The 26,924-nt window shown below is 61.6% G+C and carries 27 protein-coding genes; 13 read left to right on the top strand and 14 right to left on the bottom strand.

Going from position 1 to position 26,924, the window contains the following annotated elements:
* The first annotated feature begins 49 nt into the window (after window positions 1-49).
* Window positions 50-1,678 carry a methyl-accepting chemotaxis protein gene (locus P7F28_RS29290; protein WP_277188398.1) on the top strand — a complete coding sequence of 543 codons (1,629 nt, stop codon included), beginning with the start codon at window positions 50-52 and terminating at the stop codon, window positions 1,676-1,678.
* A gap of 176 nt (window positions 1,679-1,854) precedes the next feature.
* Window positions 1,855-2,298, top strand: coding sequence for a hypothetical protein (locus P7F28_RS29285; RefSeq protein ID WP_277188397.1), 444 nt, complete (start codon window positions 1,855-1,857; stop codon window positions 2,296-2,298).
* 10 nt (window positions 2,299-2,308) lie between these two features.
* Here the strand turns inward: P7F28_RS29285 and P7F28_RS29280 are convergent, their stop codons facing one another.
* Window positions 2,309-3,787 carry an HDOD domain-containing protein gene (locus P7F28_RS29280; RefSeq protein WP_277188395.1) on the bottom strand — a complete coding sequence of 493 codons (1,479 nt, stop codon included), beginning with the start codon at window positions 3,785-3,787 and terminating at the stop codon, window positions 2,309-2,311.
* A 123-nt stretch (window positions 3,788-3,910) separates the two neighbouring features.
* Window positions 3,911-5,836, bottom strand: a complete 1,926-nt coding sequence (locus tag P7F28_RS29275) for an EAL domain-containing protein (RefSeq protein ID WP_277188393.1) — start codon at window positions 5,834-5,836, stop codon at window positions 3,911-3,913.
* Window positions 5,837-6,113: 277 nt separating this feature from the next.
* On the opposite strand from P7F28_RS29275, the gene P7F28_RS29270 reads away from it, so the two are divergent.
* From P7F28_RS29270 to P7F28_RS29260, 3 genes are read left to right on the top strand one after another with little or no spacing between them, the layout of a single operon-like run.
* Window positions 6,114-7,409: an EAL domain-containing protein gene (locus tag P7F28_RS29270; protein ID WP_277188391.1), complete on the top strand. Its 1,296-nt coding sequence runs from the start codon at window positions 6,114-6,116 to the stop codon at window positions 7,407-7,409.
* A 55-nt stretch (window positions 7,410-7,464) separates the two neighbouring features.
* On the top strand, window positions 7,465-8,034 hold the full coding sequence (locus P7F28_RS29265) for a peroxiredoxin (protein ID WP_277188389.1): 570 nt from the start codon (window positions 7,465-7,467) through the stop codon (window positions 8,032-8,034).
* A gap of 27 nt (window positions 8,035-8,061) precedes the next feature.
* Window positions 8,062-8,535, top strand: a complete 474-nt coding sequence (locus P7F28_RS29260; protein ID WP_277188387.1) for a hypothetical protein — start codon at window positions 8,062-8,064, stop codon at window positions 8,533-8,535.
* A 7-nt stretch (window positions 8,536-8,542) separates the two neighbouring features.
* On the opposite strand, the gene cydB is transcribed toward P7F28_RS29260, so the two are convergent.
* Together cydB and P7F28_RS29250 are read right to left on the bottom strand one after the other, a co-directional pair.
* Window positions 8,543-9,550, bottom strand: coding sequence for a cytochrome d ubiquinol oxidase subunit II (cydB, locus tag P7F28_RS29255; RefSeq protein ID WP_277188385.1), 1,008 nt, complete (start codon window positions 9,548-9,550; stop codon window positions 8,543-8,545).
* A gap of 20 nt (window positions 9,551-9,570) precedes the next feature.
* Window positions 9,571-11,016 (bottom strand): cytochrome ubiquinol oxidase subunit I, encoded by a 1,446-nt coding sequence (locus tag P7F28_RS29250; RefSeq protein WP_277188383.1) that lies wholly within the window; start codon window positions 11,014-11,016, stop codon window positions 9,571-9,573.
* A gap of 231 nt (window positions 11,017-11,247) precedes the next feature.
* Between P7F28_RS29250 and sugE the strand changes: the two genes are divergently transcribed.
* The 6 genes from sugE to P7F28_RS29220 all read left to right on the top strand — a co-directional run bounded on the left by sugE (window position 11,248) and on the right by P7F28_RS29220 (window position 16,878).
* Complete coding sequence (gene sugE / locus P7F28_RS29245) at window positions 11,248-11,568, top strand: quaternary ammonium compound efflux SMR transporter SugE (RefSeq protein WP_277188381.1); 321 nt, start codon at window positions 11,248-11,250, stop codon at window positions 11,566-11,568.
* Between the two features lie 272 nt (window positions 11,569-11,840).
* A complete protein-coding gene (locus tag P7F28_RS29240; protein WP_277188379.1) occupies window positions 11,841-12,467 on the top strand; it encodes a DUF4126 domain-containing protein in 627 nt (208 codons plus the stop codon).
* Window positions 12,468-12,565: 98 nt separating this feature from the next.
* Window positions 12,566-15,055: an ABC transporter permease gene (locus tag P7F28_RS29235; RefSeq protein WP_277188377.1), complete on the top strand. Its 2,490-nt coding sequence runs from the start codon at window positions 12,566-12,568 to the stop codon at window positions 15,053-15,055.
* Window positions 15,056-15,071: 16 nt separating this feature from the next.
* Window positions 15,072-15,479, top strand: coding sequence for a group II truncated hemoglobin (locus P7F28_RS29230; RefSeq protein ID WP_277188374.1), 408 nt, complete (start codon window positions 15,072-15,074; stop codon window positions 15,477-15,479).
* Between the two features lie 83 nt (window positions 15,480-15,562).
* The gene (locus tag P7F28_RS29225; protein ID WP_277188372.1) at window positions 15,563-16,294 is read left to right on the top strand and encodes an alanyl-tRNA editing protein; all 732 of its coding nucleotides are present in this window, start codon (window positions 15,563-15,565) and stop codon (window positions 16,292-16,294) included.
* A 5-nt stretch (window positions 16,295-16,299) separates the two neighbouring features.
* Window positions 16,300-16,878, top strand: a complete 579-nt coding sequence (locus tag P7F28_RS29220) for a DUF924 domain-containing protein (RefSeq protein WP_277188421.1) — start codon at window positions 16,300-16,302, stop codon at window positions 16,876-16,878.
* 6 nt (window positions 16,879-16,884) lie between these two features.
* Here the strand turns inward: P7F28_RS29220 and P7F28_RS29215 are convergent, their stop codons facing one another.
* From P7F28_RS29215 to P7F28_RS29170, 10 genes are all read right to left on the bottom strand, one after another.
* Window positions 16,885-17,631 (bottom strand): SDR family oxidoreductase, encoded by a 747-nt coding sequence (locus P7F28_RS29215; RefSeq protein ID WP_277188370.1) that lies wholly within the window; start codon window positions 17,629-17,631, stop codon window positions 16,885-16,887.
* Between the two features lie 10 nt (window positions 17,632-17,641).
* Window positions 17,642-18,226, bottom strand: a complete 585-nt coding sequence (locus P7F28_RS29210; RefSeq protein WP_277188368.1) for a TIGR00730 family Rossman fold protein — start codon at window positions 18,224-18,226, stop codon at window positions 17,642-17,644.
* A gap of 2 nt (window positions 18,227-18,228) precedes the next feature.
* Window positions 18,229-18,948, bottom strand: coding sequence for a TetR/AcrR family transcriptional regulator (locus P7F28_RS29205; protein ID WP_277188367.1), 720 nt, complete (start codon window positions 18,946-18,948; stop codon window positions 18,229-18,231).
* Between the two features lie 143 nt (window positions 18,949-19,091).
* Window positions 19,092-19,634, bottom strand: coding sequence for a diacylglycerol kinase (locus P7F28_RS29200; protein WP_277188365.1), 543 nt, complete (start codon window positions 19,632-19,634; stop codon window positions 19,092-19,094).
* A complete protein-coding gene (locus P7F28_RS29195; RefSeq protein ID WP_277188363.1) occupies window positions 19,631-20,665 on the bottom strand; it encodes a glycosyltransferase family 1 protein in 1,035 nt (344 codons plus the stop codon). Before P7F28_RS29195 ends, P7F28_RS29200 begins: the two co-directional genes overlap by 4 nt.
* Window positions 20,666-20,718: 53 nt before the next feature.
* Complete coding sequence (locus P7F28_RS29190; RefSeq protein WP_277188419.1) at window positions 20,719-21,696, bottom strand: UDP-2,3-diacylglucosamine diphosphatase; 978 nt, start codon at window positions 21,694-21,696, stop codon at window positions 20,719-20,721.
* Window positions 21,697-21,775: 79 nt separating this feature from the next.
* Entirely contained in the window at window positions 21,776-22,288 is a 513-nt protein-coding gene (locus tag P7F28_RS29185) for an RDD family protein (RefSeq protein ID WP_277188361.1), read from the bottom strand.
* A gap of 4 nt (window positions 22,289-22,292) precedes the next feature.
* The gene (locus P7F28_RS29180) at window positions 22,293-23,051 is read right to left on the bottom strand and encodes a DUF3106 domain-containing protein (protein ID WP_277188359.1); all 759 of its coding nucleotides are present in this window, start codon (window positions 23,049-23,051) and stop codon (window positions 22,293-22,295) included.
* A gap of 66 nt (window positions 23,052-23,117) precedes the next feature.
* On the bottom strand, window positions 23,118-23,576 hold the full coding sequence (locus tag P7F28_RS29175) for a DUF3619 family protein (RefSeq protein ID WP_277188357.1): 459 nt from the start codon (window positions 23,574-23,576) through the stop codon (window positions 23,118-23,120).
* The gene (locus P7F28_RS29170; protein WP_277188355.1) at window positions 23,573-24,136 is read right to left on the bottom strand and encodes an RNA polymerase sigma factor; all 564 of its coding nucleotides are present in this window, start codon (window positions 24,134-24,136) and stop codon (window positions 23,573-23,575) included. Before P7F28_RS29170 ends, P7F28_RS29175 begins: the two co-directional genes overlap by 4 nt.
* 388 nt (window positions 24,137-24,524) lie before the next feature.
* Here P7F28_RS29170 and P7F28_RS29165 point away from each other — a divergent pair, with 388 nt between their 5' ends.
* Both P7F28_RS29165 and ilvN read left to right on the top strand, forming a co-directional pair.
* Window positions 24,525-26,288: an acetolactate synthase 3 catalytic subunit gene (locus P7F28_RS29165; protein WP_277188354.1), complete on the top strand. Its 1,764-nt coding sequence runs from the start codon at window positions 24,525-24,527 to the stop codon at window positions 26,286-26,288.
* A gap of 107 nt (window positions 26,289-26,395) precedes the next feature.
* Complete coding sequence (ilvN, locus tag P7F28_RS29160; protein WP_035939651.1) at window positions 26,396-26,887, top strand: acetolactate synthase small subunit; 492 nt, start codon at window positions 26,396-26,398, stop codon at window positions 26,885-26,887.
* The last annotated feature ends 37 nt before the right edge of the window (window positions 26,888-26,924 follow it).

Here is a 26,924-nt window from a genome sequence, read left to right as displayed (position 1 = left end):
CATCAAGACAACAAGACCAGAAGACCAAAAGACTCTCGGGGATCGATCGATGAAGCTGTTTTCGCCACGCGGTTTTGTGCCGCTCGACACGCGCGCGCTCGCGGATCAAAACAAGCCGACCAAGCACGCGCTCAGCGTCAAGGCGTCGTTGCGGCTGGCGTTCGGCGTGGTGCTGGCGGGCACGCTCGTCATCGGCGCGATTGCGCTGACGCAGATCAGCCGCCTGAACGGCGCGACCGAATCCATCTATACGCAAGGCCACGTCGCGAGTCGTGCAGCGGAAGAGACGCGCGGCTATCTGCTGCGCGCAAGCCGATCGCAAAAGATGCTGCTGACCGCGACCACGGAAAAGGAACGCAACGAACTCGGCGATCAGATCGATCAGGCGTTGAAGGAAATCGGCAAGGAACAGGCCGAACTCGCGCGCTATACGGACGCCGCCGATGAAGGCCAAAAGCGCCTCACCGTTGCGCTCGGCAAGTGGAGCGACAACCTGCGCACCTTCGTCAAGCTGGTGAAAGAGCAGCCGCTCGATCTCACGCAGATGAACTGGCAAGTCGGCACGCAGGATATTTCGCTGCTGGTCGAAACCGGCAAGCTCGAAAAGATGGTCGATGAACTCGTCGCGCGGCGCGGCGCGGCGGCGAAGGCGACCATCGAAACGGCTGCGTTTATCTTCCACTCATCGTTCGTGATGCTCACGGTGCTCACGCTCGCGCTGTTCGCATTGGCGATCTTCGTCTCCGAATGGGTCGTGCGGCGGCTCGCGCGTCAGCTCGGCGGCGAGCCGGGTTACGCGAAGCATATTGCCGAGCGCATCGCCTCGGGCGATCTGTCGGGGCGCATCAAGCTGAAATCGCGCGATGACGGCAGCATGCTCCACGCGCTTTCCGCGATGCAGTCAGGCCTGTCCGGCACCGTCGGCGATATCGCGGCGAGCGCGGAGGCGATTGCATCGGCATCGACGCAGATTTCGACGGGCAATGTCGATCTGTCGCGCCGGACCGAAGAGCAGGCCGTCGCGCTCGAAAAGACCGCCGCGAGCATGGAGCAACTCACGTCCACCGTGCGCCAGAACGCCGATAACGCGCTGACCGCCAGCACGCTCGCGGCCAACGCATCGGACATTGCGGCGAAGGGCGGCAAAGTGGTGAGCCGCGTCGTCGAGACGATGGAACGGATCGATGCCAGCGCGCGCAGCATTGGCGACATCATCGGCGTGATCGAAGGGATCGCGTTTCAGACGAACATTCTGGCGCTGAACGCTGCCGTCGAAGCGGCGCGTGCGGGCGAGCAGGGACGCGGCTTTGCGGTCGTCGCGGGCGAAGTGCGCAATCTGGCGCAGCGGGCATCGTCGGCGGCGAAGGAGATCAAGCAATTGATCGATACGTCGGTTTCGCGCGTATCGGATGGATCGGCTTATGCGAAGGAAGCCGGCTCGACCATGACCGAAGTGGTCAAGGCCGTGCAGCGCGTCAGCGACATCATGGGCGAGATTTCGGCGGCGTCCGCCGAGCAGAAGAGCGGCATCGAGGAGATCGGCCGCGCGGTCACGCAGATGGACGCGGGCACGCAGCAAAACGCGGCGCTGGTCGAGGAAGCGGCGGCCGCGGCGCAATCGCTGGACGATCAGGCGCGTTCTTTGAAGGAATTGGTTGGGAAATTCGAATTGGCGTAAGCCGCTTGCAGTGCGAGAGCGCATCGGGCTAGAATCCGATCCGGGCGCGACAGGGCGCCCGTTCTCGCGAAAGCCATCCGCACCTGTTATCTGAGCAGCACATCAATTTGGATCGAACCGCAACGTCGAACCTTGATCAGCCGAAGCGAGAACGGCATGAACAGAGGAACAACGTTATGTGGTCTACATCCTGTCCTATCGCTTCTCCCGTTTCCAACAGCGACTATCTGCGCGAACACGCGCGGCGTCTGCTTCGTCATGCACGCGAAGGCGATACTGCAGCGGCTTTGCCGGTCTTGCGCCGATTGCTTGCCGCGCAAGTCACACGCGACGAACGCTTAGCGGATCTGAACGCATCGCGTACAGAACTGCAGCTCAAGCATCTTCTTGCGATGCTCGCCGTCGAACTCGGTTACACAAACTGGGACGCCTGCAAACTCGATATCGATAAACAGCCGCCATCCCGCATCGACCGATATCGGCTCGATGCAGGCGCGTTCAACGACTTCGAAAAGAACTGGTTTGCGAGTGAGGCGGAGGCGCTCGGCTGGCAGAAGCAGCACGGCGGCTATATCGTGCGATACGGCGATCAGGCGGTCGCGATACTCAAGCCGGCCTGAGTCAACTGAATCAGATCAGTTCGACTTCCTTCCAGTTCGCGCTGGTGAAGAAGCGGCCAATCTCGCGCGTCATTTCGTTGAGCTTGGCCATTTCAGCCTGCGAGATTTTGCGCACGTGCTGCGGACGCGTCCAGTCGCCGTAGATCATCGCGACGGTCGTGTCCTTCGATTTCACCGGCAGCAACACGAACGCCTGCGCCTCGCCGAGCGTGTCTTTGTACCAACGCGGCAGGCGCGCATCGATCCGCGCGTCGTGCGCGTTCTCGATGAAAATGCCCATCGGATTGGTGATCGCCAGATGGAACACGTCGGGGCGGAATTCGCCCGAGAAGCGCAGTTGCGCGCGCATCGCTTCCATGCCCGCGCCGAGTGCGAGGCGCGCCTGGAATTCGTTGTTGGCCTGACGCACGAACACGACAGTGCGCGAGAGATTCAGACTTGCGAGCATCGACTCGGACGCGAGTTCGAGCACCGGCGACAACGCATTGGTCGATGGCATCGCGCGCATGGCTTCCAAACTCGCATGTATTCGCGCCTCCGCCGATACCCCCGCGCGCGCAATCGCATCCGCGTTCGCCTGCAACTGCGTGATCTCGTGCATCACGCCTTCGGCGTTTTCCTCGTTGGCGAGCGCGAGACTCATGGCGGTGAGCGTGTCGGCGTCGGTGTTCAGTGCGAGGCTGTATCGATTCGAAATGGCGTGCAGCGCCGGCTCGCGGCTGCCGACATGGGCCGTGCCGTTTTGCGAGATCAGCGCATCGGCGACTTCGGTGGAGTAGTTCGAAATGGCGCGCAGCCAGCGCACGTGCTTGGGCACGGTTTCATCGACGGGCGCAGCCGGATCCGTCGCGCGCATGCCTTCGCGGATGGTCTCCGGCAAGCGCCAGCGATCCGCCGCTTCCAGCCCGATTTCATCGAAAGTCACGCCGAGCAGTTCCGCGCAGGCGTGGGCATCGCTGATATTTTCTTTTGCGGCTTTGCGACGCAACAGATCCCATTCGTGTTCGAGATAGAACGCCACCAGCAACTTGCCGATCTGTCGCATCAGCGTGCAGACCACGGCTTCTTCGGCAGAACGTAAGTCCTTGCTCTCGGTAAGCTGGCGCGCGACTTCGCCCGACAGCAGCGTGCGATTGAGTTCCAGCTTGGCGTCGATACGGCGCGGCGCGCTCTGATGAAAGTGATCCACCAGCTTAAGCCCGACGACGAGATGGCCGACCGCGTCCATGCCCAACACCATCAATGCGCGCGTGACCGTGGTGATATTGCCGCCGAACGCAATGTACATCGCCGAATTGGCCAGGCGCAGCACCTTCTGCGTGAGACCGACGTCCGACAACACGACTTGCACGAGCGCCGTGAAGTCGAGGTCGTTGTCGCTCATCGCGGACACGGTCGAGCGCAACGCCTGAGACAGCATGGGGAAGTCCCCACGCTCGCTCATGCGTGCCCACAACTTGTCCAGTAGTTCGGCCTTGGTGCCTGCCATGCGTGAAAAAGAACCTGTTGTTGCGCGGCGGTTATCCGCCACGACCACATTCGATGCCGCGAATTCAGCGGTATCGAAGCCTGGAGGCGCATGCGTCGATTAAAACACGAACGCGCCGTCTCTTCATATTGTCTCGTGCAGCATCAGCACTTGCGATTGAAACGACGACGCCAGCTCGTCCGATGGCAACGCGCGGCTGATCAGCCAGCCTTGAATATGATCGCAGCCCATCTCGATCAACAAGTCGCGTTGCGCTTCCGTTTCCACGCCTTCGGCCACCAGTTCGAGCCCGAGCGATTGCGCGAGCCCGACCACGGCGCTGACAATGGCGCGGTCGTTTCGGGACGTAATCAAGTTTTCGACAAAACTGCGGTCGATCTTGAGCTTGGAAAGCGGGAATCGTTGCAAATAAGCAAGGCTTGAGTAACCCGTACCGAAATCATCGACGGCGAAGCGGATGCCGATGGCAAACATTTCTTCGAGCAGGCGCGTCGCTTCTTCGGGATCGTGCATCAGCAAACTTTCGGTGATCTCGAACACCAGCCGTTCCGCGCCGATGCCCGTCAGCGCGAGCGCTTCCTTGACCGCCGCGACGAAACGCTTGTCGCGGAATTGCTGCGGCGACACGTTCACCGAGATGAAGTCGAGCCGGATACCGGCGTTGTCCCATTGCATCAACTGCATGCAGGCGGCCTTCAACACCCAGTTACCCAGATAGTTGATGAGACCGATCGATTCCGCCAGCGGGATAAAAGTCGTCGGCGGCACCAGCCCGTGCACGGGATGCGTCCAGCGCATCAGCGCTTCCACGCCGACGACCGCGCCGGTGCGGATCTTGGTGATCGGCTGGAAGTAGAGCGAGAACTCGCCGTTGCGCACGGCTTCGTAGAGATCGGCTTCGAGCTTCAGGCGCTCGGCGTCGGCGGGATCGTCGTCGAGCGTGTGGAAGACAAGCGTGTTGCCGCCCGATTCCTTGGCCTGCGCGAGCGCGTGATCGGCCATGCGCAGCAAGCTCGCCTGCATGCCGCGACGGTTCTTGCCGGCTTTGTCGGCCAATGCGTAATCCGGATACAGCGCGACGCCGACACTCGCGGACAAATGCGTATGCTGCCCGCGATATCGATACGGCTGCGCCACCGCCGTCAGCAAACGGCGGCCGAGGCTTTCGGCGGCATCGGCGCTGGTGCCGGGCGGGAGCAGCACCGCGAAGGCATCGCTGGCGACGCGCGCGACGCGTTCGCCATGCGTGGCCGTGTGCTGGATGCGGCGCGCGGTTTCGCGCAGCATATCGTCGCCCGCGTCGTAGCCGAGCGCGCGGTTGATGCGGCGGTAATCGTCGAGATCGAGCAGGACCAGCGCGGTCTGCGTGCGCGTGTGTTCGGCTTCGGCCTGCGCGCCCGCAATCGCGGAGTCGAGCGCGGCGGCGTTGTCGAGTCCGGTGAGTTCGTCGTGATTGAGCGTGTGTAGCAGCGAATTCTCGCGCTCGCGCCAATGCGATACATCGAATGCGGCGACCGCGAAGCCCGGCGTGCCGAGCGCGGTGGTCGAAAGCAGCCGCAGTTCGACGCAGATCGGATACGTCAGCGACTTCACCACATGCAGCGTCGCGGATTCGAGCTTGCCGGACACGCGCGCGCGGGCGATCAGCGCATGCAGTTCGTCGGCTTCGTCGGACGGCACGAGATCGTGCAGCGTCAACATGCTCAGATAGTCGCGGTGATAGCCGATAAACGCGATGCTCGCATCCGACACCGAGGTGAAGCGCAGCGCATCGTCGAGCTGGGCGAGGAAATCGACTGCGCCGAGGGCGGCTTCGAGATCGGGCTGACGCGGTTGGTTGGCGTTCGTCGTTTCCGTGAGCGTGGGCGTATCAGTATCAATGACGCGCGGGGCAGCGGCGGGCGCAGCCTCGATGGCCTGGCCTGCTGGTTGCGCTTCTTGCGCCGTCCGCTGACGCGCTTGCGCGGCGCTCGCCCATGCGCGACGCAGCGCATTGAGTGGAATGCGCCATGACGCGCGGCGGAAGGCGGTAATCCGGTTCGCTTGCATGGTCTGTTCTGTTCTGACGGCGGCGTTCGGCCGGGAATGACGGCGTGAACGCGGGCGGCGCGCTGATGTGCGATCCGCTCGCCGGGACATGCCGGCACACGGCGCGGCACGCTCTATCAGGCGAGATATCGGCGTCTACGGGAAATTCTTTAGTCCGCGCGGTTGAGCGCACCGCTGCGGTGCGGGAAAGTGCCGGGGATTTGTATGACCAACTTGCGTATCATGAATACTTAAGTTTTTTTCGATTACAGTGACGCGTTCGACCCGCACCATTTCCATGACCGATTCGTCACCGCACAGTCCGATTGCCGATCCGGCCGGCGAAAGCGTCTATCTCGGACGTCAGCCGATTCTCGACGGCCACGGCGCGCTCTGCGCCTACGAACTCCTGTTCCGCGACAGCCCCGAGAACCGCGCCCGCATCCACGACGATGTGCAGGCGACGGCGCATGTCGTCGCGCGGACGATCGGCGAGTTGGGCGTATCGGCGGTGCTGGGTTCGCATTCCGGCTATGTGAATATGAGCCGCGAATTGCTGTTCGACGACATCGTTCACTTGATGGACCCGTCGCGGTTCGTGCTGGAGTTGCTGGAGACCATCGAATTCGACGCCGCGCTTATCCGGCGATGCGAACAGTTGCGGCGCGCAGGCTTCCGGCTTGCACTCGACGACGTCACCCGTCTCGACGAATCGCTGCTCGCCGTGCTGCCGTCCGTCGATATCGTCAAGGTCGATCTGCTGGCGACGGATCGCGCGAAGCTGCCTGCGCTGGCGCGCGCGGTGAAGGCGCACGGCAAGCTGCTGGTCGCCGAAAAAGTGGAAACCACCGACGACTTCAAGAGCGCCAAGCGTCTGGGCTTCGATTACTTTCAGGGATACTTCTTCGCGCGTCCGCAAGTGCTGTCGGTGCGGCGTGCCAGTCCCGCACGCGGCTCGCTGATGCGTCTGCTCGCCGTGCTCTCCAGCGATCCGGCCTTGAAGGAACTGGAAAGCGAACTCAAGCGCAATCCGGATATCGTCGTGCAATTGCTGCGGCTGGCGAACTCGGGCGCGTTCGCGCGCGGGCGGCGCGTGGCTTCTTTGCGCGATGCCATCGCCGCGGCTGGCACGCGGCAGTTATCGCGCTGGGCACAACTGCTGCTGTACGCGGAAGGCCGTCAGTTGCCGTGGAGTCTCGATCCGCTGCTGCAACTGGTCGGCACGCGCGCGCGTTTCATGGAACTGACCGCGCGTACCCTGCGTGAAGACGACGAAGCCTTTGCGGATTCCGCCTTTATGACCGGCATCTTCTCGCTGGTCCATGTGGTGCTGGATATGCAGCCCGCCGAGATTCTCGATATGCTGCATCTGGCCGCGCCGATCCGCGCAGCCATTCTCGCGCAGGAAGGCGAACTGGGCGCGCTGCTCGATATCGCGCATGCGGCCGAACGCGGCGATGTGCATGCCATCGATGCCAGCACGCATCAGCCGAGCTTCGACGCGCTGACGCCCGCGGTGCTCGCGCGGCTTCAGGTGGAAGCGGCGGCGTGGTTTGCCGAACATCAGATGGACGAGGACGCGGACACTGTCTGAAGAAACGTTGTCCGCAGTGGCTCGCCTTTCATGACTTTCAAGCTACGGAGTGCGTATGAAGAAGAGCATCGTCAAATTGATTGCTTCGGCGGCGGCGCTGACGAGCATCGCGGTGGCCATGTATCCGCTCACGGCGGGCGCCACGCTCAAACCGGGCGATGCCGCGCCGAACTTCAACGCGCCTGCATCGCTGGGCGGCAACGTGTACGACTATTCCCTGGCCGATGCGCTGAAGAAAGGTCCGGTAGTGCTGTACTTCTATCCGGCCGCCTTCACCAAAGGCTGCACGATCGAAGCGCACGAATTCGCCGAAGCCGTCGATCAATACAAGGCGGAAGGCGCGACGGTGATCGGTGTATCGCACGATGATATCGACACGCTCAAGAAGTTCTCCGTCAGCGAATGCCGCAGCAAATTCCCGGTCGCGGCGGACGCGGATTCGAAGATCATCAAGTCCTACGATGCTTCGCTGCCGATGAAGGCCACGATGGCGAATCGCGTGTCTTACGTGATCGCGCCGGATGGCAAGATTATCTACGAATACACGAGCCTTTCGCCGGACCAGCACGTCGCGAACACCTTGCAGGCGCTGCGCGACTGGAACGCGAAGCACAAGACGCAGTAATTCTTTTTATCGAAACGTGAGTGCGTCATGCCGATCGTCGTTGCGTTCATCGCATTAGGATTGCTGATTTATGGCGCGTACTGGTCGTTCACCACGATCGATGCGCACTTCGGGCTGGGCGTCGCGATCGGCGCGGCGGTGGTGGCGATCGCGATCATCGCGGCGGGCGTGATGCGCTGGCTGGCGAGCCGTCGCGAGATTGCGCCGAACGTGCCGAAAGGGCACGACGGCGACTGGACGCATGAGTTGAAGTCGGAGTGGGGCGGCGTGCGCGTCGCTAAAGACAAGCGTTTATGCGACGTGCGTTTGCGCGATGAAACCGGCAGCTATATTTTCGCCGACCTGCGCGGCGCGCGTATGCAGGAGGCGAGCGGCGCGTGGCAGGTCGTGCTCGATGTAAAGGACGCGAAACACAGCGCCTGGAATCTGCCGATGCGTGACCGCAGCGAAGCGCACAAGTGGGCGCGCATTCTTTCTTTGGCGACGCAGGAGAAGCTTTAAAAAGGCGCTATTCCGCGTGATAACCCATATCGCCGCGCACTTTCCCGCGAAACACCCAGTACGACCAGACCACGTAGATCATCAACACGGGCAGCAGGAACATCGTGCCGATTAGCAGAAACTGATGCGACAGCGGCGCGGCGGACGCATCCCATAACGTCACCGACGGCGGCGCGATAAACGGCCACAAGCTGATCACGAGCCCGGTGAACGCGAGAAAGAACAGTCCCATCGAGCAAAGGAAGGGCACGATTTCTTGCCCTTTGTTCAAACTCGACCAGAGCGTATAAGCCAGCAGCGCAGTCAACACCGGCACCGGCGAAAAGATGAAGCTCTGCGGAAAGCCGAACCAGCGCGCCGCGATACGCGCATCGGCGAGCGGTGTCCAGATGCTGATGAGCAGCACGAACGCAATCACGCCGATCAGCGCATAACGCGCCATCTTGCCGGCCCATTGCTGCAAATCGCCTTCGGTTTTCAGCACGAGCCATGTCGCGCCTTGCAGCGAATAGCCGAAGATCATGCCAAGGCCGACAAGCATCGGAAAGGGTGCGACCCAGTTCCAGCTCGTGCCGACGTAGACGCGGCCTTGGATCGGAAAGCCCTGAATGAACATGCCGAGCACGCAGCCCTGCGCGAACGTTGCGATCAGCGAGCCGACGCCGAACGCGGCATCCCACAGCCATTTGCGCGCGCCGATCACTTCGCGGAATTCGAAGGCCACGCCGCGAAAGATCAGGCCGAGCAGCATAAAGAGAATCGGAAAATAAACCGCTGGAATGATGATGGCGAAGGCCAGCGGAAACACCGCGAACAATCCGCCGCCGCCGAGAATCAGCCACGTTTCGTTGAAGTCCCACACCGGCGCGACGGAGTTGATCATCAGATTGCGTTCGTCGGAGTCGCGGCGCAGCAGAAACAACATGCCGACGCCCAAATCGAAGCCGTCGAGCAGCACGTACATGAACACTGCCAGCGCCAGAATGCAGGCCCACAGCGGCACGAGATCGAGCATCGCGATTTCTCCGGTTGTTTTTATGCGCGCGGCGGCACGATGTCGTCGCTCGATTCCACCGCGCCCGCGCCACTGCCCGCCGATACCGCCGACAACGGCCGCGCCGCGCGCGACTTCGGCTCCAGTTGCGCGCTCTCATGCGCATGCGACACTTCCGCCGGCCCGACCCGCACGATCCGCCGCAGCAAAATGAAGCCCGCGCCGAAGATCACCAGATAGGCCAGCACATACAGCAGCCAGGACAGACCGACATCGGCAGCGGTAAGCGACGGCGTGACCGAATCCCTGGTGCGCAGCAGGCCGTACACGGTCCACGGCTGACGGCCCGCTTCGGTCGTCGTCCATCCCGCAATCACGGCGATAAAACCGAGCGGCATGCACCAGGTCGCGCATCGCAGCCAGCGTGTGGACGTTTCCAGCTTGCCGCGCGCGAACAACACGATGCCCGACAGCACCATCGCGAACATCAGCAAGGCAATGCCGACCATGATGTGGAAGGCGAAGAACACCACCGCGACATTCGGCCGGTCTTCGCGCGGAAAGTCTTTCAGGCCGCGCACATAGCCGTTCGGATCGTGCGTGAGGTAAAGGCTGCCGAGGACCGGAATCGATATTTCGAAGCGGTTGCGTTCCGCTTCCTGATCGGGAATGGAAAAGAGATTGGCCGGAACGCGCGTGCCGGATTCCCACAGACCTTCCATCGCGGCGAGCTTGGCGGGCTGATGCTTGAGCGTGTTCAGACCGTGCGAATCGCCGATCACCATCTGCACCGGCACCATGATGATCAGAAAGATCAGCGACATTTTCAGCATCACGCGGCTTTCTTCCTGCGCGCGCTTTTGCAGCATGTACATTGCGCCGACGCCGAGAATCACGAAGCCCGCGGTGACGAGAAACGCGCTGACCGTGTGGCCTAAGCGGTAGGGGAAGGAGGGCGTGAAGATCGCATCGAAAAAGCTGGTGACTTCGAAGCGACCGTCGGGCAGGCGCGTGTAACCGGCGGGCGTCTGCATCCAGCTATTGACGGCGAGAATCCAGAACGACGAAATGATGGTGCCCGCCGCGACAAAGCACGCGGACATCACATGTGCCCATTGCGGCACGAGCTTGCGGCCGAACAGCAGCACGCCCAGAAACGCGGATTCGAGGAAGAACGCGGTCAGCACTTCGTAGCCCATCAGCGGGCCGACGACGTTCGCGGTCAGATCGGAGAAGCGGCTCCAGTTGGTGCCGAACTGAAACGGCATGACGATGCCCGACACCACGCCCATTCCGAACGACACCGCGAAAACCTTCAGCCAGAACGCCGATAACCGGCGATAGACATCGCGCTTGGTGACCCACCAGTTGAATTCCAGCGTGGCGATAAAGCACGACAGCCCGACCGTGAACGCGGGCAACAAAATATGGAAAGCGACGACCCAAGCGAACTGAAAGCGGGAGAGCAGGACGGCATCGACATCCATGAACGCTCCTTTCGGGGCTCTTTGGTACCGTTAGGTAGGACGTGACAGCGAGCATCACGCCGGTGCGTTTCACTTTAATACACGGATTCGATGGAAACATCATGTTTCGTGCGTCGCCGGGACGCCCCGATTTGCTAGAATTTGACGTTCAATCTCGTTTTTTGCCGCGCGGACGACCGCGTGCGCGTCTTTTCATCGGGGACGGCCCCATTTCTGATGGGAGTTCATCCGATGTCCTGGATTCTTTTATTTATCGCCGGTTTGCTCGAAGTCGCCTGGGCGGCGGGGCTGAAATCGTCCGAAGGCTTTACGCGGCTCGGGCCTTCCGTATTTACGATCGTCACCGCGCTCGGCAGTTTCATCCTGCTCGCGATGGCCATGAAGCAGTTGCCGCTCGGAACGGCTTATGCCGTCTGGACGGGTATCGGCGCGGTTGGCGCGTTCGTGTTCGGGATCGTGTTTATGGGCGAGGCGGTATCGGCGGCGCGGATTTTCAGCGCGGTCCTGATCGTGGCGGGCTTGATCGGCCTGAAAATGTCGTCTGGGCACTGAATCGGTAATTTCAGTGTTGTTTCGCGCCAGCGGGAATGACAATCGCTAAAAGCTTTGCTGCACCGCCCGCTTTTGCGTGGATATAATGGTCTGAGGTCAAGCCGGTTTGGCGCGATTTGTCAATAGGCGCACTCTTTTTGTGCTCTCAGCACCTATCGACACAAAAGCGCCACGGCTTCGGGCGGATTCTTTTCTTTAGGCGAACGGCGCGCATCAGCGCCGAACACGCCGACGCAACGCACGTCGGCACCCAGGCGCATCAGGAGGCGGCAATGCTTGAGTCACTCTCGCTCGCAGCGGGCCTTTCGTGGGCGAGCGGTCTGCGCCTGTATCTCACCGTGTTCATCGCCGGACTGTTCGAGCGGCTCGGGCTGATTCATCTGCCGGATTCCTTGTCCGTGCTCGGTTCACCGTGGGTGATCGGCGTCGCGGCCGTGCTTGCCGTGCTCGAATTCCTCGCCGATAAAATCCCCGCGTTCGATTCGCTCTGGGACGCCATTCATACGTTTATCCGCATTCCGGCCGGTGCCGTGCTCGCCGCCGGATCGCTCGGCCATGCCGATCCCGCCATGCTGACCATCGCCGCGCTCGCGGGCGGGACGCTTGCCGGCGCATCGCATTTTGCGAAGGCGGGCACGCGCGCGCTCATCAATCTGTCGCCGGAGCCGGTATCGAACTGGGCGGCTTCCGCCACGGAAGATGTCGGCGCGCTGCTTGGAATCGCGCTGTCGATGTTCGTGCCCTTGTTGTTTCTCGTTATGCTGATCGTGTTTCTGATCGGCGCCGGCTGGGCGCTGCCGCGTCTGGTACGCGGCGTGCACGGCGGCGTCTCGCGGATGGCGAAGCATATGCTGCCATCGCATACGCCCATGAACCGGCTGCGGAGCAAGCACGATTGAGCACGGCTGCAAAACCCGACGCATCGGCCTTTAAAGCAGGCCACTCTCATCCCACTATCCGACTCGGCTTCACTCAGACCGTGCGCCAGGCCTGGCGCATGACCGCACGCGACTGGCGCGCGGGCGAGTTGACCATGTTGCTGCTCGCGCTGGTCTTGGCCGTGGCCGCGCTGTCCAGCGTCGGGTTCCTTGCCGATCGCATGCGTCAGGGTCTCGCGCGCGATGCCCGCCAGATGATCGCCGCCGATTTCGTCGTGCGCGCCGATCATCCCGTCGATCCGATGTTCACCGGCGAAGCGCGCTCGCTCGGCCTCGAAACCGCCGGCACGACGATTTTCCCGAGCATGATCAGCTCGACCGCGACGCAGCCTGTGTCGCGGCTCGCGGCGGTGAAGGGCGTGACCTCGGGCTATCCGTTGCGCGGCGTGCTGCGTTTATCGAACGCACCGAATTCGCCCGATGCCGCTGCGCAAGGCATCCCCGCGCCCGGCACGGTTTGGGCAGATCAGGCGTTGCTGGACGCGCTTCACACGCAAGTCGGCGGTTCGCTCAAGGTCGGCACGCGCACGTTCACTGTGGCGGGCATCATCACGCGCGAACTGGATCGCGGATTCTCCTTCGTCAGCTTTTCGCCGCGTCTGATGATGCGCGCCGATGAAGTCGCCGGAACCGGTTTGATCGGCTATGGAAGCCGCGTGACGTATCGCTTGCTGGTGGCGGGGCCGGACGCGCAAGTGGAGCGCTTCGCCACCTTCGCACGCAGCAAGGTCGATGGCGGCAAGCTGCGCGGCGTCGCGCTCGAATCGCTGTCGGACGGACAGCCGCAGGTGCGCCAGACGATCGATCGCGCGAGCCACTTTCTCACGCTCGTGTCGCTGCTGACGGCGCTGCTCGCGGCCGTGGCCATCGCGATGGCCGCGCATCGCTTCGCGCGTCGGCATCTGGATGGCTGCGCGCAGATGCGATGCCTCGGCGTCAGTCAAAGAACGCTGCGCGCGCTGTTCCTCAACGAATTTCTGGCGATTGGTCTGATCGGCAGCGTGACGGGCATCGCGCTCGGCTTCGGCGGGCATCTCGTGCTGCTGAACTGGCTGGGCTCGCTCATCGATGTCGAATTGCCGCAGCCCACGATCTGGCCCGCGCTGCAAGGTATCGCGATGGGCCTCGTGCTGCTGCTCGGCTTCGCGCTGCCGCCGATTCTCCCGCTCACTCGCGTGCCGCCCGTCCACGTGATCCGCCGCGAAATCGGCGATGCCCAACGCGTCGCGTATGCGGCGTACGGCGTCGGCGTGCTGTTGTTCTCGGCGCTGCTGATCGTCGCGGCGGGCGAGTTGAAGCTCGGCGGCATCGTCGCGGGCGGATTTGCGGTGGGGCTGCTGCTGTTCGGCGCGATTGCGCGCGTCGCGTTATGGGCGGCGGCGCGCTTCGTGCGGCGCGAGAAAAGCGGCGCGGGCGTCGGCTGGCGCTACGCGATGGCATCGCTGGAGCGGCGCAGCGGATCGAGTTCCTTGCAGATTACGGCGCTGGGTATCGGATTGATGTGTTTGTTGCTGATCGGCATGACGCGCAACGATCTCATCAAAGGCTGGCAGGACGCCACGCCGCCCGATGCGCCCAACCAATTCCTGATCGACATTCAGCCCGATCAGCGCGCGGGCGTGCTCGACTATCTGCACAATCACGGCCAGCCCGATGCCGCGCTGTCACCGATGGTCCGCGCGCGTCTGGTCGCCATCAACGGCAAGCCGGTCAATCCGGACAGCTACGACAAGCCCGAAGCCAAGCGCCTGGTGGACCGCGAATTCAACCTCTCGTACACCACGCAGCTTCCTGACGATAACCGCGTGACGCAAGGCACCTGGTTCGGCACGGACAAGAAGCCGCAAGTGTCGATCGAAGAGGGCATCGCCAAAACGATCCGCGTCAAAACCGGCGATGTGCTGCGTTTCGATGTGGCCGGGATGCAGGTCGAAGCGCCGGTCACAAGCGAGCGCAAGGTCGATTGGAACTCGTTCAAGGTCAACTTTTTCGTGCTGATGCCGCCCGAAGCGCTCTCCGATCTCCCCGCGACCTTCATCACCAGTTTCCACTTGCCGACGTCCGAGCAGCGCACCATCGACGGACTCATCAACGTTTATCCGAACATCACCGCGATCGATACCACGCCGATCCTCGCGCAGATTCAGCGCACGCTCGCGCAGGTGATTGGCGCGGTGCAGTTCCTGTTTCTGTTTACGCTCGCGGCCGGCGTGCTGGTGCTGTACGCAGCACTGGCCGGTACGCGCGATGAGCGTATGCGCGAGTCGGCTTTGTTGCGCGCGCTCGGGGCATCGCATAAACAGGTGCGCTCGGTGCAGATTGCGGAGTTCGTCGCCGTCGGCGCGTTGTCGGGGCTGATGGCGGCGCTGGGTGCGCAGGGCATCGGTTACGTGCTGGCTTCGCGCGTGTTCGAGTTTCATATCGATTTCAATCCGTGGCTCGTGCCCACGGGCATCGTGGCGGGCATCGTGTGTGCGGGCGTCGGCGGCTGGCTGAGTTTGCGCCGCGTGTTGTCGCGTCCCGCGCTGCAATCGCTGCGCGATGCGTAATTTTTTGTAGAGCGTCATGACCGAAGTGAATGAGCAAAGCCCGCAGCCGACCGCGTTCGAACTGATTGGCGGCGAAGAACGCGTGCGCGCGATGGTGGATCGTTTCTACGATCTGATGGATCTCGAACCCGAATTCGCCGGCATCCGCGCGCTGCATCCGCCGACGCTCGACAATTCGCGCGACAAAACTTTTTGGTTTCTGTGCGGCTGGATGGGCGGTCCGGATCACTACATCAGCCGATTTGGCCATCCGCGATTGCGCGCGCGGCATCTGCCGTTCGCGATTGCATCGAGCGAGCGCGATCAATGGCTGCGCTGCATGGCCTGGGCGATGGAAGATGTCGGCATCGACAAAAGTTTGCGCGAACGCTTGCTCACGTCGTTCTTCGACACAGCCGACTGGATGCGCAACCGTCCCGGTTGATTCGCGCGTTTTTGTATCGGTTCAGGCGGGGTGCGCGGGGTGCATCATCGGCGGTTTCGGCAACATCGTCAGGAATCGGAATCATGAGTACACGCGCACTGTTTCGCGAAGACGCTTACCTCACGCACTGCGAAGCGACCATCACGGCTATCGACGAGATGGGCATTCAGCTCGATCAGACCGTGTTCTATCCGCTCGGCGGCGGTCAGGCGGGCGATGCCGGCACGTTCACGCTCGACGACGGCACGAAGATCGCCATCGCCGATACACGCAAAGCCAAATTCGAAGGCGCGACGCCCGACGATGCCGTTCACGTTCCCGCGCCCGGTCAGGAAGACGCGCTCGCAAATCTGCGCGTAGGCGACAGAGTACGCGCGGAGATCGACTGGGAGCAGCGATACAACCGCATGCGGCTGCATACGGCCAGCCATCTGATCTGCGCGGCGCTGCCGTATCCGGTTGATGGATGCAGCATCACGACCGATTACGCGCGGCTTGATCTCGCGACCGTCGAGCCGATCGAACGCGAAGCGGTGGAAGCGAAGCTGAACGAACTGATCGGCGGATCGCATGCGGTGCGCACCGAATGGATCACCGATGACGAAATGGCCGCGCGTCCCGAACTCGTGCGCACCATGAGCGTAAAACCGCCGATGGGCCTCGGGCGCGTGCGTCTGCTGCGTATCGACGAGGTGGATTTGCAGCCGTGCGGCGGCACGCATGTGCGCAATACGAGCGAGATCGGCGCGTTGCGAATTGCGAAGCTTGAGAAGAAAAGCGCGCGTACGCGTCGCCTGGTGCTGGAGTTGGTTTGACGATCATCGATCCGCGCGCACAGGCCGTCCTCGACCTTTGGTTCGGCGCGCCTGATTCGCCCGAATTCGGCACCGAGCGAAAATTCTGGTGGAAGAAAAAGCGCGCCTTCGATGCAATGCTCACCGAGCATTTCGGAGCGCTGTTAGACGAAGCGCAGTCGGGCGGTTTGCGCGAGTGGGAAGCGACGCCGCTTGGCACGCTCGCGCTGATCGTGCTGCTGGATCAGTTCTCGCGCAATTGCCATCGGAACACGCCGCGCGCGTATTCAGGCGATGCACGCGCGCTTTCACTGGCACGCCGAATGATCGCCTCAGGCGACGATATGAAGATGCCAAGCGCGCATCATCGTGCGTTTATCTATATGCCGTTCGAGCACGATGAAACGCTGGCGAGTCAGCGCGAAGCGGTGCGCCTATTCGAAAAGCTAAAAGCCGAAACCGGCGTGGATTCGAACCTCGAATACGCGTTCAAGCATCTCAAAGTCATCGAACGCTTTGGACATTTTCCACATCGGAATCGGATTCTTGGGCGTGTGACATCGCCCGAAGAAGAAGCGTGGCTGAAAGCGCACGGCGGCTTCTGATGCCTGTCAGCGTCCGCCCGCGACGTCGAGAATCGCGCCAGTCACGTAAGACGCCGCATCCGACAACAGCCACACGATCGATTCACCGACTTCATCCGCCGTACCCGGCCGTCCGATCGGCGTTGTCACGCCAAGCTGCTGCGCGCGATCGGGCTTGCCGCCGCTCGCATGAATATCCGTTTCGATCAGGCCGGGCCGGATCGCGTTCACGCGTACGCCGTCGCGGCCCAGTTCTTTCGCAAGACCCAGCGTGAGCGTATCGATCGCGCCTTTCGAGCCGGCGTAATCCACGTACTCGCCCGGTCCGCCGATCCGCGCCGCCGCCGACGAAATATTCACCAGCGATCCACCCTTGCCGCCACGCGATGTCATCATCCTGCGCGCCGCTTCGCGCGCGCACAGATACGCGCCGAGCACGTTGACATCGAACATGCGCTTCATGCGGGCGATGTCCATATCCGCGAGCATCGAACCCGGTGCGACGATGCCCGCGTTATTCACCACGCCATCGAGCTTGCCGAAGGCGTGCTCAGTGGCATCGAACATGGCGATGATCGCGGCTTCGTCGCTCACGTCACCTTCGATCGCGATCGCCATGCCGCCTGCTGCTTCGACCGCCGCGACGGTTTCATCGGCGGCAGCACGGTTCGATGCGTAGTTCACGCCGACCGACCAGCCACGCGCGCCCGCGAGAATCGCCGCCGAGCGGCCGATGCCACGGCTCGCGCCGGTGATCAGGATGACTTTGGACATCGATTAATCCTCAGACAGCGTTTCTATGATCCGTCCACTTGTCATGCGCGGGCGGCGTATAACGTTCGAGTTTCGCCAGCATCTCAACAGGATCTTCGGCCACCTGAATCATGTCGAGCAACGACGCGCGCATAAAGCCTTCTTCGACCGTATGACGCAGCATCGCCATCATCGGATCGTAGTAGCCATTGACGTCGAGCAGGCCGACCGGCTTCTGGTGATAGCCGAGTTGCGCCCACGTATAGACCTCGAAAAACTCTTCGAAGGTGCCGACGCCGCCGGGCATGGCGACGAAGGCATCGGCGAGATCGGCCATTTTCTTTTTGCGCTCGTGCATGTCGGGCACGACGATCAGTTCCGTCAAATCCGTGTGGCCGACTTCCTTGGCCAGCAACAATTCCGGAATCACGCCGATCGCGCGGCCGCCCGCGTTCAGCACTTCATCGGCGATCAGACCCATCAGGCCGACGCGTCCGCCGCCATACACCAGCGATAAACCGGCATCGACCAATGCGCGGCCGAACGCCTTCGCGGCTTCGGCATAAACGGGGCGGGCGCCGGTCGCGGAGCCGCAATAAACACAGACTGCTTTCATGCTCAAGAATCCTTCGGGGTATCCGTTTTGTCTTCGCGCTGCGGCAGGAAATCCGCGAACTGGCGCTTCGGCAGCTTACCGGAAACGAGGTCGTCGAAGAGTTGACGCGAACGCCCGCGCAGATACGGCGCCATGATCGAAATGATATTCAGACTCGCCTGATGCAGCTCCGCGCGAATCGCTTCCTGATCGTTATATTTGCGCGGATTCATCACGTACTGATACGACAGCCAGTACGTCGCGAGCAGCCCCATATTCGTCGCGATCACGCTGATTTCATCGGGCGTGGCGACCATCTCGCCATCGGTGACGAGCGCTTCGCACAACTGCCGCGCAAAGTGCTGCTTGTGCGTGATGATCTGCTTGAAGTGCGTCTCGAGCGTGCGGTTGCGCGCCAGCAGATCGTTGAGATCGCGATACAGAAAGCGGTAAGTCCAGAGAAAATCCGCCATGTATTGCAGGTACGACCACATCTCGTCGATCGTCGGGCGATGATCGTCCGGGAAGCGCAGGCGCTTCTGTATCTGTTGCTCGAACTGAGCAAAGATGCTGTTGATGATGTCGTCCTTGTTGCGGAAGTGGTAGTACAGATTTCCTGGACTAATCTCCATTTCCTCGGCGATGGTCGTCGTGGTGACGTTCGGCTCGCCGATATCGTTGAACAGCTTCAGCGATAGCTCGAGTATCCGTTCGCGGGTGCGGCGGGGTGGTTTGGCTTCCATGTCGTCCGACCTTGGCATCGAAACGCGCGCGCCCGGGATGGGCGCTTCAGCATCCGCTTCCGTTGCTCTTTTTTGAGAATGTCGGACGATTATAAACCGGTCGTTCGGCATGACGGACGCGGCTCTCTGGAGAGTCTTCGTCTTTATAAGATACGCGTCAGCCACGCGGACGCAAGCGGCCAGAGAATCAGCGCCCACGTGAGCACGCACAAGACCAGCGCGACCATCACGGCCGCGCTGCCGAGATCCTTGGCGCGCTTGGACAGTTCGTGCCGTTCCAGCGAGATTCGGTCGATGGCCGCCTCCACGCTCGAATTCAGCAATTCGACGATCAGCACCAGCAATACCGACGCGATCAGCGCCACGCGCTCCACCGGCGCGACCGGCACGAACAGACTGCACGGCAGCAGAATGGCGGCGAGCGTCAGTTCCTGGCGAAACGCGCTTTCCTCGCGGATCGCCACCTGAAAGCCGTAGAGCGAATTCTTCATCGCGTGCCACGCGCGCGTGAAGCCGCGATTGCCCTTGTACGGATTAAAGGGCAGATCGTCGGGACTTAACGGCTCGCTAGGCGGTTCGGCCGATCTCGCAGGTGTATCGACCAATTCTTCGATGTCGTCATCGAAGGGATCGCGTGAATTGCTGCCTGCCGACGCCCGCTCTTGCGCAAGTGCGCGTCGCGTCATGCGGCCGCCCGGTCGGTGCTCGCGCCGCCGCGCGGGCCGAACTTGCGCAGATGCGAAGCGAATTGTTCCGATGCCGCGCGCCACGAGAAGCGTTCCGCCCACGCGCGCGCATCGGCACGCTGGATTTTCAGCGCATCGAGGCAGGCTTCGCGCAGGTCGGCGTTCATCGCGCCGGGGCCGTCGGTGCCGAGCACATCGATCGGACCGGTGACCGGATACGCCGCGACCGGCGTGCCGCAGGCCATCGCTTCGAGCAGCACGAGGCCGAAGGTGTCGGTCTTGCTCGGGAACACGAACACGTCCGCGGCGGCGTAGACCTTCGCCAGTTCCGGCTGCGAGAGCACGCCGAGATAGTTGACATCGGTATAGCGCGCCTTCAGTTCGGCCAGCGCCGGACCTTCGCCCGCAACCCACTTCGAACCGGGCAAATCGAGCTTCAGAAACGCTTCCACATTCTTTTCGACGGCCACGCGTCCCACGTACAGAAAGATCGGGCGCGCGGTGTTCAGCACCTTCGAATCCATCATATGGAAGATGTCGAGATCGACGCCGCGCGTCCACAGCACGACATTGGTGAAGCCGTATTTTTCGAGATCGCTCTTGACCACGGGCGTCGGTGCCATCACTGCCTGTGACGGCTTGTGGAACCAGTGCAGGAACTTGTACGTCGCCACCAGCGGAATGCCGAAGCGCGCCTTTACATACTCCGGAAAACGCGTGTGATACGCGGTCGTGAACGGCAGCTTGTGCTTGATCGCGTACGAACGCGCGGCCATGCCGAGCGGCCCTTCCGTCGCGATATGAAGCGCATCCGGATCGAACGCGTCGATACGCTCGTTCACATGCTTGCCCGGCATCAGCGATAAACGAATTTCGGGGTAGGTCGGGCAGGGAATCGTTTTGAATTCGAGCGGCGTGAGCAGATCGACGTGATGGCCGAGCGCGGTCAGTTCCTTCGTCGTGTTCTTGAGCGTGCGCACGACGCCGTTGACTTGCGGCTCCCATGCGTCGGTAACGATCATGATTTTCATACGCTTTTGCCCGCTAACGTTTGTGGATCGGTTCGTGGATCGGAGGGTCATGTTCAGACGGTCGCTTTGGCTTTGCTGGAGCGCGCTTCCGGCGAACGCATGACGGTCCAGTAGACGATCTTCAGTTCACCGTCATAAGTCTCGACCAGCGCCGACAGGCTTTCGACCCAGTCGCCGTCGTTGCAGTAAAGCGTGCCGTCGATCTCGCGGATTTCCGCCTTGTGGATATGCCCGCACACCACGCCGTCGCAGCCGCGACGGCGCGCTTCGTCGGTCATGACCTTTTCGAACTGCGAGATAAAGTTGACCGCGTTCTTGACCTGATGCTTCAGGTACTGCGACAGCGACCAGTAGTTCAGCCCGAGCCGCGTGCGCACACGATTGAACCAGCGGTTGAGCAGCAGAATCAGCGTATAGGCGGTGTCACCGAGATAGGCGAGCCACTTGGCGTGCTGGATCACGCCATCGAACAAATCGCCGTGCACGATCCACAGGCGCTTGCCCGCGAGCGTCGTATGGAAAGCTTCGCCGCGCACGTGGATGTCGCCGAAAGCGAGGTCGCAGAACTGGCGTGCGGCTTCATCGTGATTGCCGGGGATGAAGACGACTTGCGTACCCTTGCGCGCCTTGCGCAGAATCTTTTGCACTACGTCGTTGTGCGCCTGCGGCCAGAACCAGCCTTTGCGCAACTGCCATCCGTCGATGATGTCGCCGACCAGATACAGATATTCCGATTCGTTGTGCCGCAGAAAATCGAGCAGATACGGCGCCTGGCAGCCGCCCGAACCGAGGTGAATATCCGACAGCCAGATCGTTCGATAGCGATGCTGACCATCGGGCGCGTCGCCGTCGTGATCCGATTCGGAGAGCCGCGACGCGTCCATCGCCGGCGCGTTCGATGCACCGGAGGCTTCGGTCGAATCGGGAGCATCGGAAGGCTTGAGGGCGAAGGGGGCGACGCGCGGGTCGGCGTTGCGGAAGCGCAGGGTGGACGGCTCGATTGCCGGTGTGACTGTCGAGTTCAAGGCCATTGGCTCGCGCATCGAGTTTCGGTATGCGCATTGCGCCACGCGAGCGTGACTAAGCCATGACAGTCATGAGAAGTTCTTATTACTTGCCGACAGCGATAACGCGTGTGCCGGCGAGACGGTCGTGCAGAAACTGGCGTGCGGGATCGAGCCATGCCGTGGCCGCCCACAACGCGACCCACACGCCAAATACGATGAGCGTCTGTGGCACGGCCAGCGACAGCAGCGGATGCAGCGCAAGCGGCGGCAAAAACCACAACCACGCCAGCAGATAGCGCACGAAAGCACGCAGCGGTTTGACGGGCTGACCGTGCGAATCGACCAGTTTCAGACGCCAGGTTTTCATCGGCAAAGTCTGGCCACCGTGGCTCCAAAACCACACGAAATACGCGGCGAGCACGAGACCGATCCACGACATCAGCCAGTTGTGATGCGTGAGGCCGTTACGTTGCTGCGTGAGCGTGCTGAAAAGATAACCGGAGATAAAGACGACGCCAAACAGAATGATGCTCTCGTAGAGCATGGCGGCGAGACGGCGGCGCAGTGACGGCGCGCGCAAAGTGGATTCGATACCGACCGATGCAGGCGCGCTCATGCGCTCAGGAACCGTTGTACATCGACGGCGCCTGTTGCGGCGACACGGGAATCGGCGCGGCCGGCACGATGCTCGCGGCGTTGGGAATCGCGGGCTGCGCGGGCGCGGCGGACGAGTTCGGCACAACCGCCGATCCCGCTTCTCCATGCCCTGACGACGCATGCCCTTGCTCACGCTGCGCAACCAGCCGATTGATGTCCTTCACTTCGGTCTTGCCCGTAGGCGGCGCGGACACCACATTCGGACGACGCGTACGCTCGGTCGCGGCGAGCTTCCTTTTCTGCTCTTCGGTGAGCTTCTGATACGCGTCCCACGCCTTTTCGCGCTTTTCCAGCGGCACGGATTTCGACACCTGATAGTTTTCGCGCGCGACCTTGCGCTCATCGGGCGTCATGCGCACCCATTCTTCCATGCGCTTATGCAGCCGTTCCTGCGATTCCACCGACATCTTGTGATAACGCGATGCGATCTTCAGCCATTTTTGCTTGCGCTCATCGCTGAAGGAATCCCACTGTTTGTCGAAAGGCGCGAGCGCGACGCGTTGCGCGTCGGTCAGGTGGCTCCAGGAAAGCGGACTATCGGACGACAGAGCCGCCAGCGGCGATGTGCTTGCGTCCGTACCAGCGCTTGCGCCATTGGGCGCAGCGGCGGCTGCGGGAGTCGATGCCGTGGTGGGATAAAAGCGCGGATATGTCGCGGCAAACGCGACCAGACCCGCAATCGCGCAACCGAAGACAATCGCGAGACCGCGCTTGTAACTCACCCGAACTTTCCCCCGCTGTAAATCGTTGACTTGGTGACTGACTCAGTGATGCGCTCAGTAACTTGCTTAATGATCGCGATCGCGCGACAGATACGCGTTGAAGCCGTGATCGAGATAAGCGTCGAGCGGCAGGCTGTCGGACAGCATGGCTGCGTCGATATCGGCGAGTTCGGCTTTTCGCTGCTGATCTTCCCAATAAGCGATACCGGCCAGCCCGATGACAAGCGCCGCCACCGGCCAAATCAGGTTGAGGCCGCCGAGCCGTGCAAAGCGGCCCAGCCGACCCTTCGGCGCACGCGATTCCCCGCTGCCCATCGTCACCGATGCACCCGCGCCCGCCAGAACCGGCGTGAAAGCCGGCGCGGCAACCGCGACTTTCTCCGGCTTCTTGCGCGCGATGGCAGCCCGGCGCGCCTGCGCGAGCCGGTCCACGGCCGCAGCCGGAATGTTCGACGTATTTTCGTCCAGCGCACGGACTACTTTTAGCGCGAACTCATTTTCCTTCGTTTCGAGATTGGAACTCATAGCGTGATCCCCTTCGCTTTCAGGGCCTGCGCGAGTGTGTGCGTAGCGCGAGAGCAGTGCGTTTTCACGCTACCCTCGGAGCAGCCCATCGCGGCAGCCGTCTCTGCGACATCCATATCCTCCCAGTAACGCATGAGAAAAGCTTCTCGTTGACGCGCCGGCAGTTTCTGAATTTCGGCATCGATCAGATTGAGTACCTGTTCGCGCTCGAGTTTGTTCTCGCTGCTTTCGTGGCCGGTGGCGCTGTCCTGCGATTCGAAGGTTTCGAGCGGGTCGAATTCGTCGTCGTCGGCGCTGCCGAATGAGGAGAACAGGCTCACCCAGGTGTTGCGCACCTTCTGGCGACGGAAATAGTCGTGCGTCGCATTCTGGAGAATACGCTGGAAAAGGAGCGGAAGCTCGGAAGGGGGGCGGTCGCCGTATTTTTCCGCCAGCTTGATCATGGCGTCCTGCACGATGTCCAGCGCCGCGTCGTCGTCGCGCACGGTGTAGACAGTCTGCTTGAACGCGCGTCGTTCGACGCCCGCCAGGAAATCGGCAAGTTCCTTGTCTGATGCCATCCTATGGAGCCGGACGCCACGAAAATTTGCGTCCGTTTTTGCGTCGAAGGGGTCGTGGAGTTCTGGGAAAACCAGCGGATGCTAGCAAATTTTCGTCATACCCGGAAATTTTAGGGACGTTTTGTTGCGCTCCGATGAGGATAAAACCATTCGTTCGCGCTCCGTTCTGGTGCTCGGAAGCGTCGTCAAGACGATTCCGTTACTTTTTGCTTGACCCATCTCGTGAGCCACTGTTACATTTTCTGACTCGCATCATCAGTGAAATATGTCTGCTTTGAGGCGAGCCCAAGAAGCACGCCTGTCAAATAGACGCGCCGCTTGAACCCGAGCCACAAGCCCGGCAGAGAGCACCCGATCAATTTTTTGCCGAAAATTCGAAAGGTCACGAATGAATATGCCTAGCGCGGAATTCTCCACGTCGGATACCACACCCCCTCACGAAGCTGACTCCATCGGCGGAACCGTGCTCATGCGTGCACTGGCCGATGAAAACGTCGAATTTATCTGGGGCTATCCCGGCGGCTCGGTACTTTACATCTACGACGAGCTGTACAAGCAGGACCAGATCCAGCACATCCTCGTGCGCCACGAACAAGCCGCTGTCCACGCTGCCGACGCCTATGCGCGCGCCACCGGCAACGTCGGCGTGTGTCTCGTGACTTCGGGTCCGGGCGTCACCAATGCCGTGACGGGCATCGCCACCGCCTATATGGATTCCATTCCGCTGGTCGTCATCAGCGGACAGGTTCCGACCGCGGCCATCGGCCTGGACGCGTTCCAGGAGTGCGATACCGTCGGCATCACGCGGCCTTGCGTGAAGCACAACTTCCTCGTGAAGGATGTGCGCGACCTGGCCGAAACCGTCAAGAAAGCGTTCTATATCGCGCGCACGGGCCGTCCGGGTCCGGTGCTGATCGACATTCCGAAAGATGTGTCGAAGGCGCCGTGCAAGTACGAGCCGGTCAAGAGCGTGTCGCTGCGTTCGTATAATCCGGTTACCAAAGGTCATTCGGGCCAGATTCGCAAGGCCGTGCAACTGCTGCTGTCGGCGAAGCGTCCGTATATCTATACCGGCGGCGGGATCATTCTGGCGGATGCATCGCGCGAGCTGAATCAGTTTGCCGATCTGCTGGGCTATCCGGTCACGAACACGCTGATGGGCCTCGGCGGCTATCGCGCCTCCGACAAGAAGTTCTTGGGCATGCTCGGCATGCACGGCACGTACGAAGCCAATATGGCCATGCAGCACTGCGACGTGCTGATCGCCATCGGCGCGCGCTTCGACGACCGCGTGATCGGCGATCCGAAGCACTTCGCTTCGTCGCCGCGCAAGATCATCCATATCGATATCGATCCTTCGTCCATTTCCAAGCGCGTCAAGGTAGATATCCCCATCGTCGGCGATGTGAAGGAAGTGCTGAAGGAACTGATCGAACAGCTTCAGCACGCCGAACACGGACCGGACACAGCCGCGCTCAAGACGTGGTGGGACGAGATCGAGGGCTGGCGCTCGAAGGATTGCCTCTCGTTCGACCGCAAGAGCGACATCATCAAGCCGCAGTACGTCGTGGAAAAGCTCCATGAGCTGACCGACGGCAACGCGTTCGTGTGTTCGGATGTCGGCCAGCATCAAATGTGGGCGGCGCAGTTCTATCCGTTCAACAAGCCGCGCCGCTGGATCAACTCGGGCGGTCTCGGCACGATGGGCTTCGGTCTTCCCGCCGCAATGGGCGTGAAGATGGCGTATCCGGACGAAGAAGTGGTCTGCATCACCGGCGAAGGCTCCATTCAGATGTGTATTCAGGAGCTTTCCACGTGCAAGCAGTACAACACGCCCGTCAAGATCATCTCGCTCAATAACCGCTATCTGGGCATGGTTCGCCAGTGGCAGCAGATCGAATACAAGAAGCGCTATTCCAGTTCGTATATGGACGCGCTGCCCGACTTCGTGAAGCTGGCCGAGGCGTATGGCCATGTCGGCATTCGCGTCGAAAAGACCGCGGACGTCGAGCCGGCGCTGAAGGAAGCGCTACGCCTGAAGGATCGCACCGTATTTCTCGACTTCCAGACCGATCCGACCGAAAACGTATTCCCGATGGTGCAGGCAGGTAAAGGCATCACGGAAATGCTGCTCGGGTCTGAGGATCTGTAACGCGGGTTTGTCTCGCGAGGCTCGCGCGCGCCTGTCTTCACAAAGGACATGCGTGGCGCGCGGGTTTCAAAGACGAGCTTTCACTGGATATTCATCGGGAATAGAACATGAAACACATCATCTCCGTTTTGCTGGAAAACGAACCGGGCGCGTTATCGCGTGTCGTCGGGCTGTTTTCCGCACGCGGCTATAACATCGAAACGCTGACGGTGGCGCCGACCGAAGACAGTTCGCTGTCGCGGCTGACCATCGTCTCCATTGGCTCGGACGACGTGATCGAACAGATCACGAAGCACCTGAACCGCCTGATCGAGGTGGTGAAAGTGGTCGACCTGACAGAGGGCGCCCACATCGAGCGCGAGCTGATGCTCATCAAGGTAAGGGCGGTCGGCAAGGAACGCGAAGAGATGAAGCGCATGGCGGATATCTTCCGCGGCCGCATCATCGACGTGACCGAGAAGACCTACACGATGGAACTGACGGGCGCGTCCGACAAGCTCGACGCGTTCATCCAGGGGCTCGACGCCACCGCGATTCTGGAGACGGTTCGCACCGGCAGCTCCGGCATCGGGCGCGGCGAGCGCATTCTCAAGGTCTGACCGCCAAATCAAATAAGCAGCACCGTAGCGCAACCAT

The organism is Caballeronia sp. BR00000012568055 (assembly GCF_029439455.1).
Classification (GTDB): Bacteria; Pseudomonadota; Gammaproteobacteria; order Burkholderiales; family Burkholderiaceae; genus Caballeronia.
This window is presented reverse-complemented; position numbering and strand designations above follow the sequence as displayed.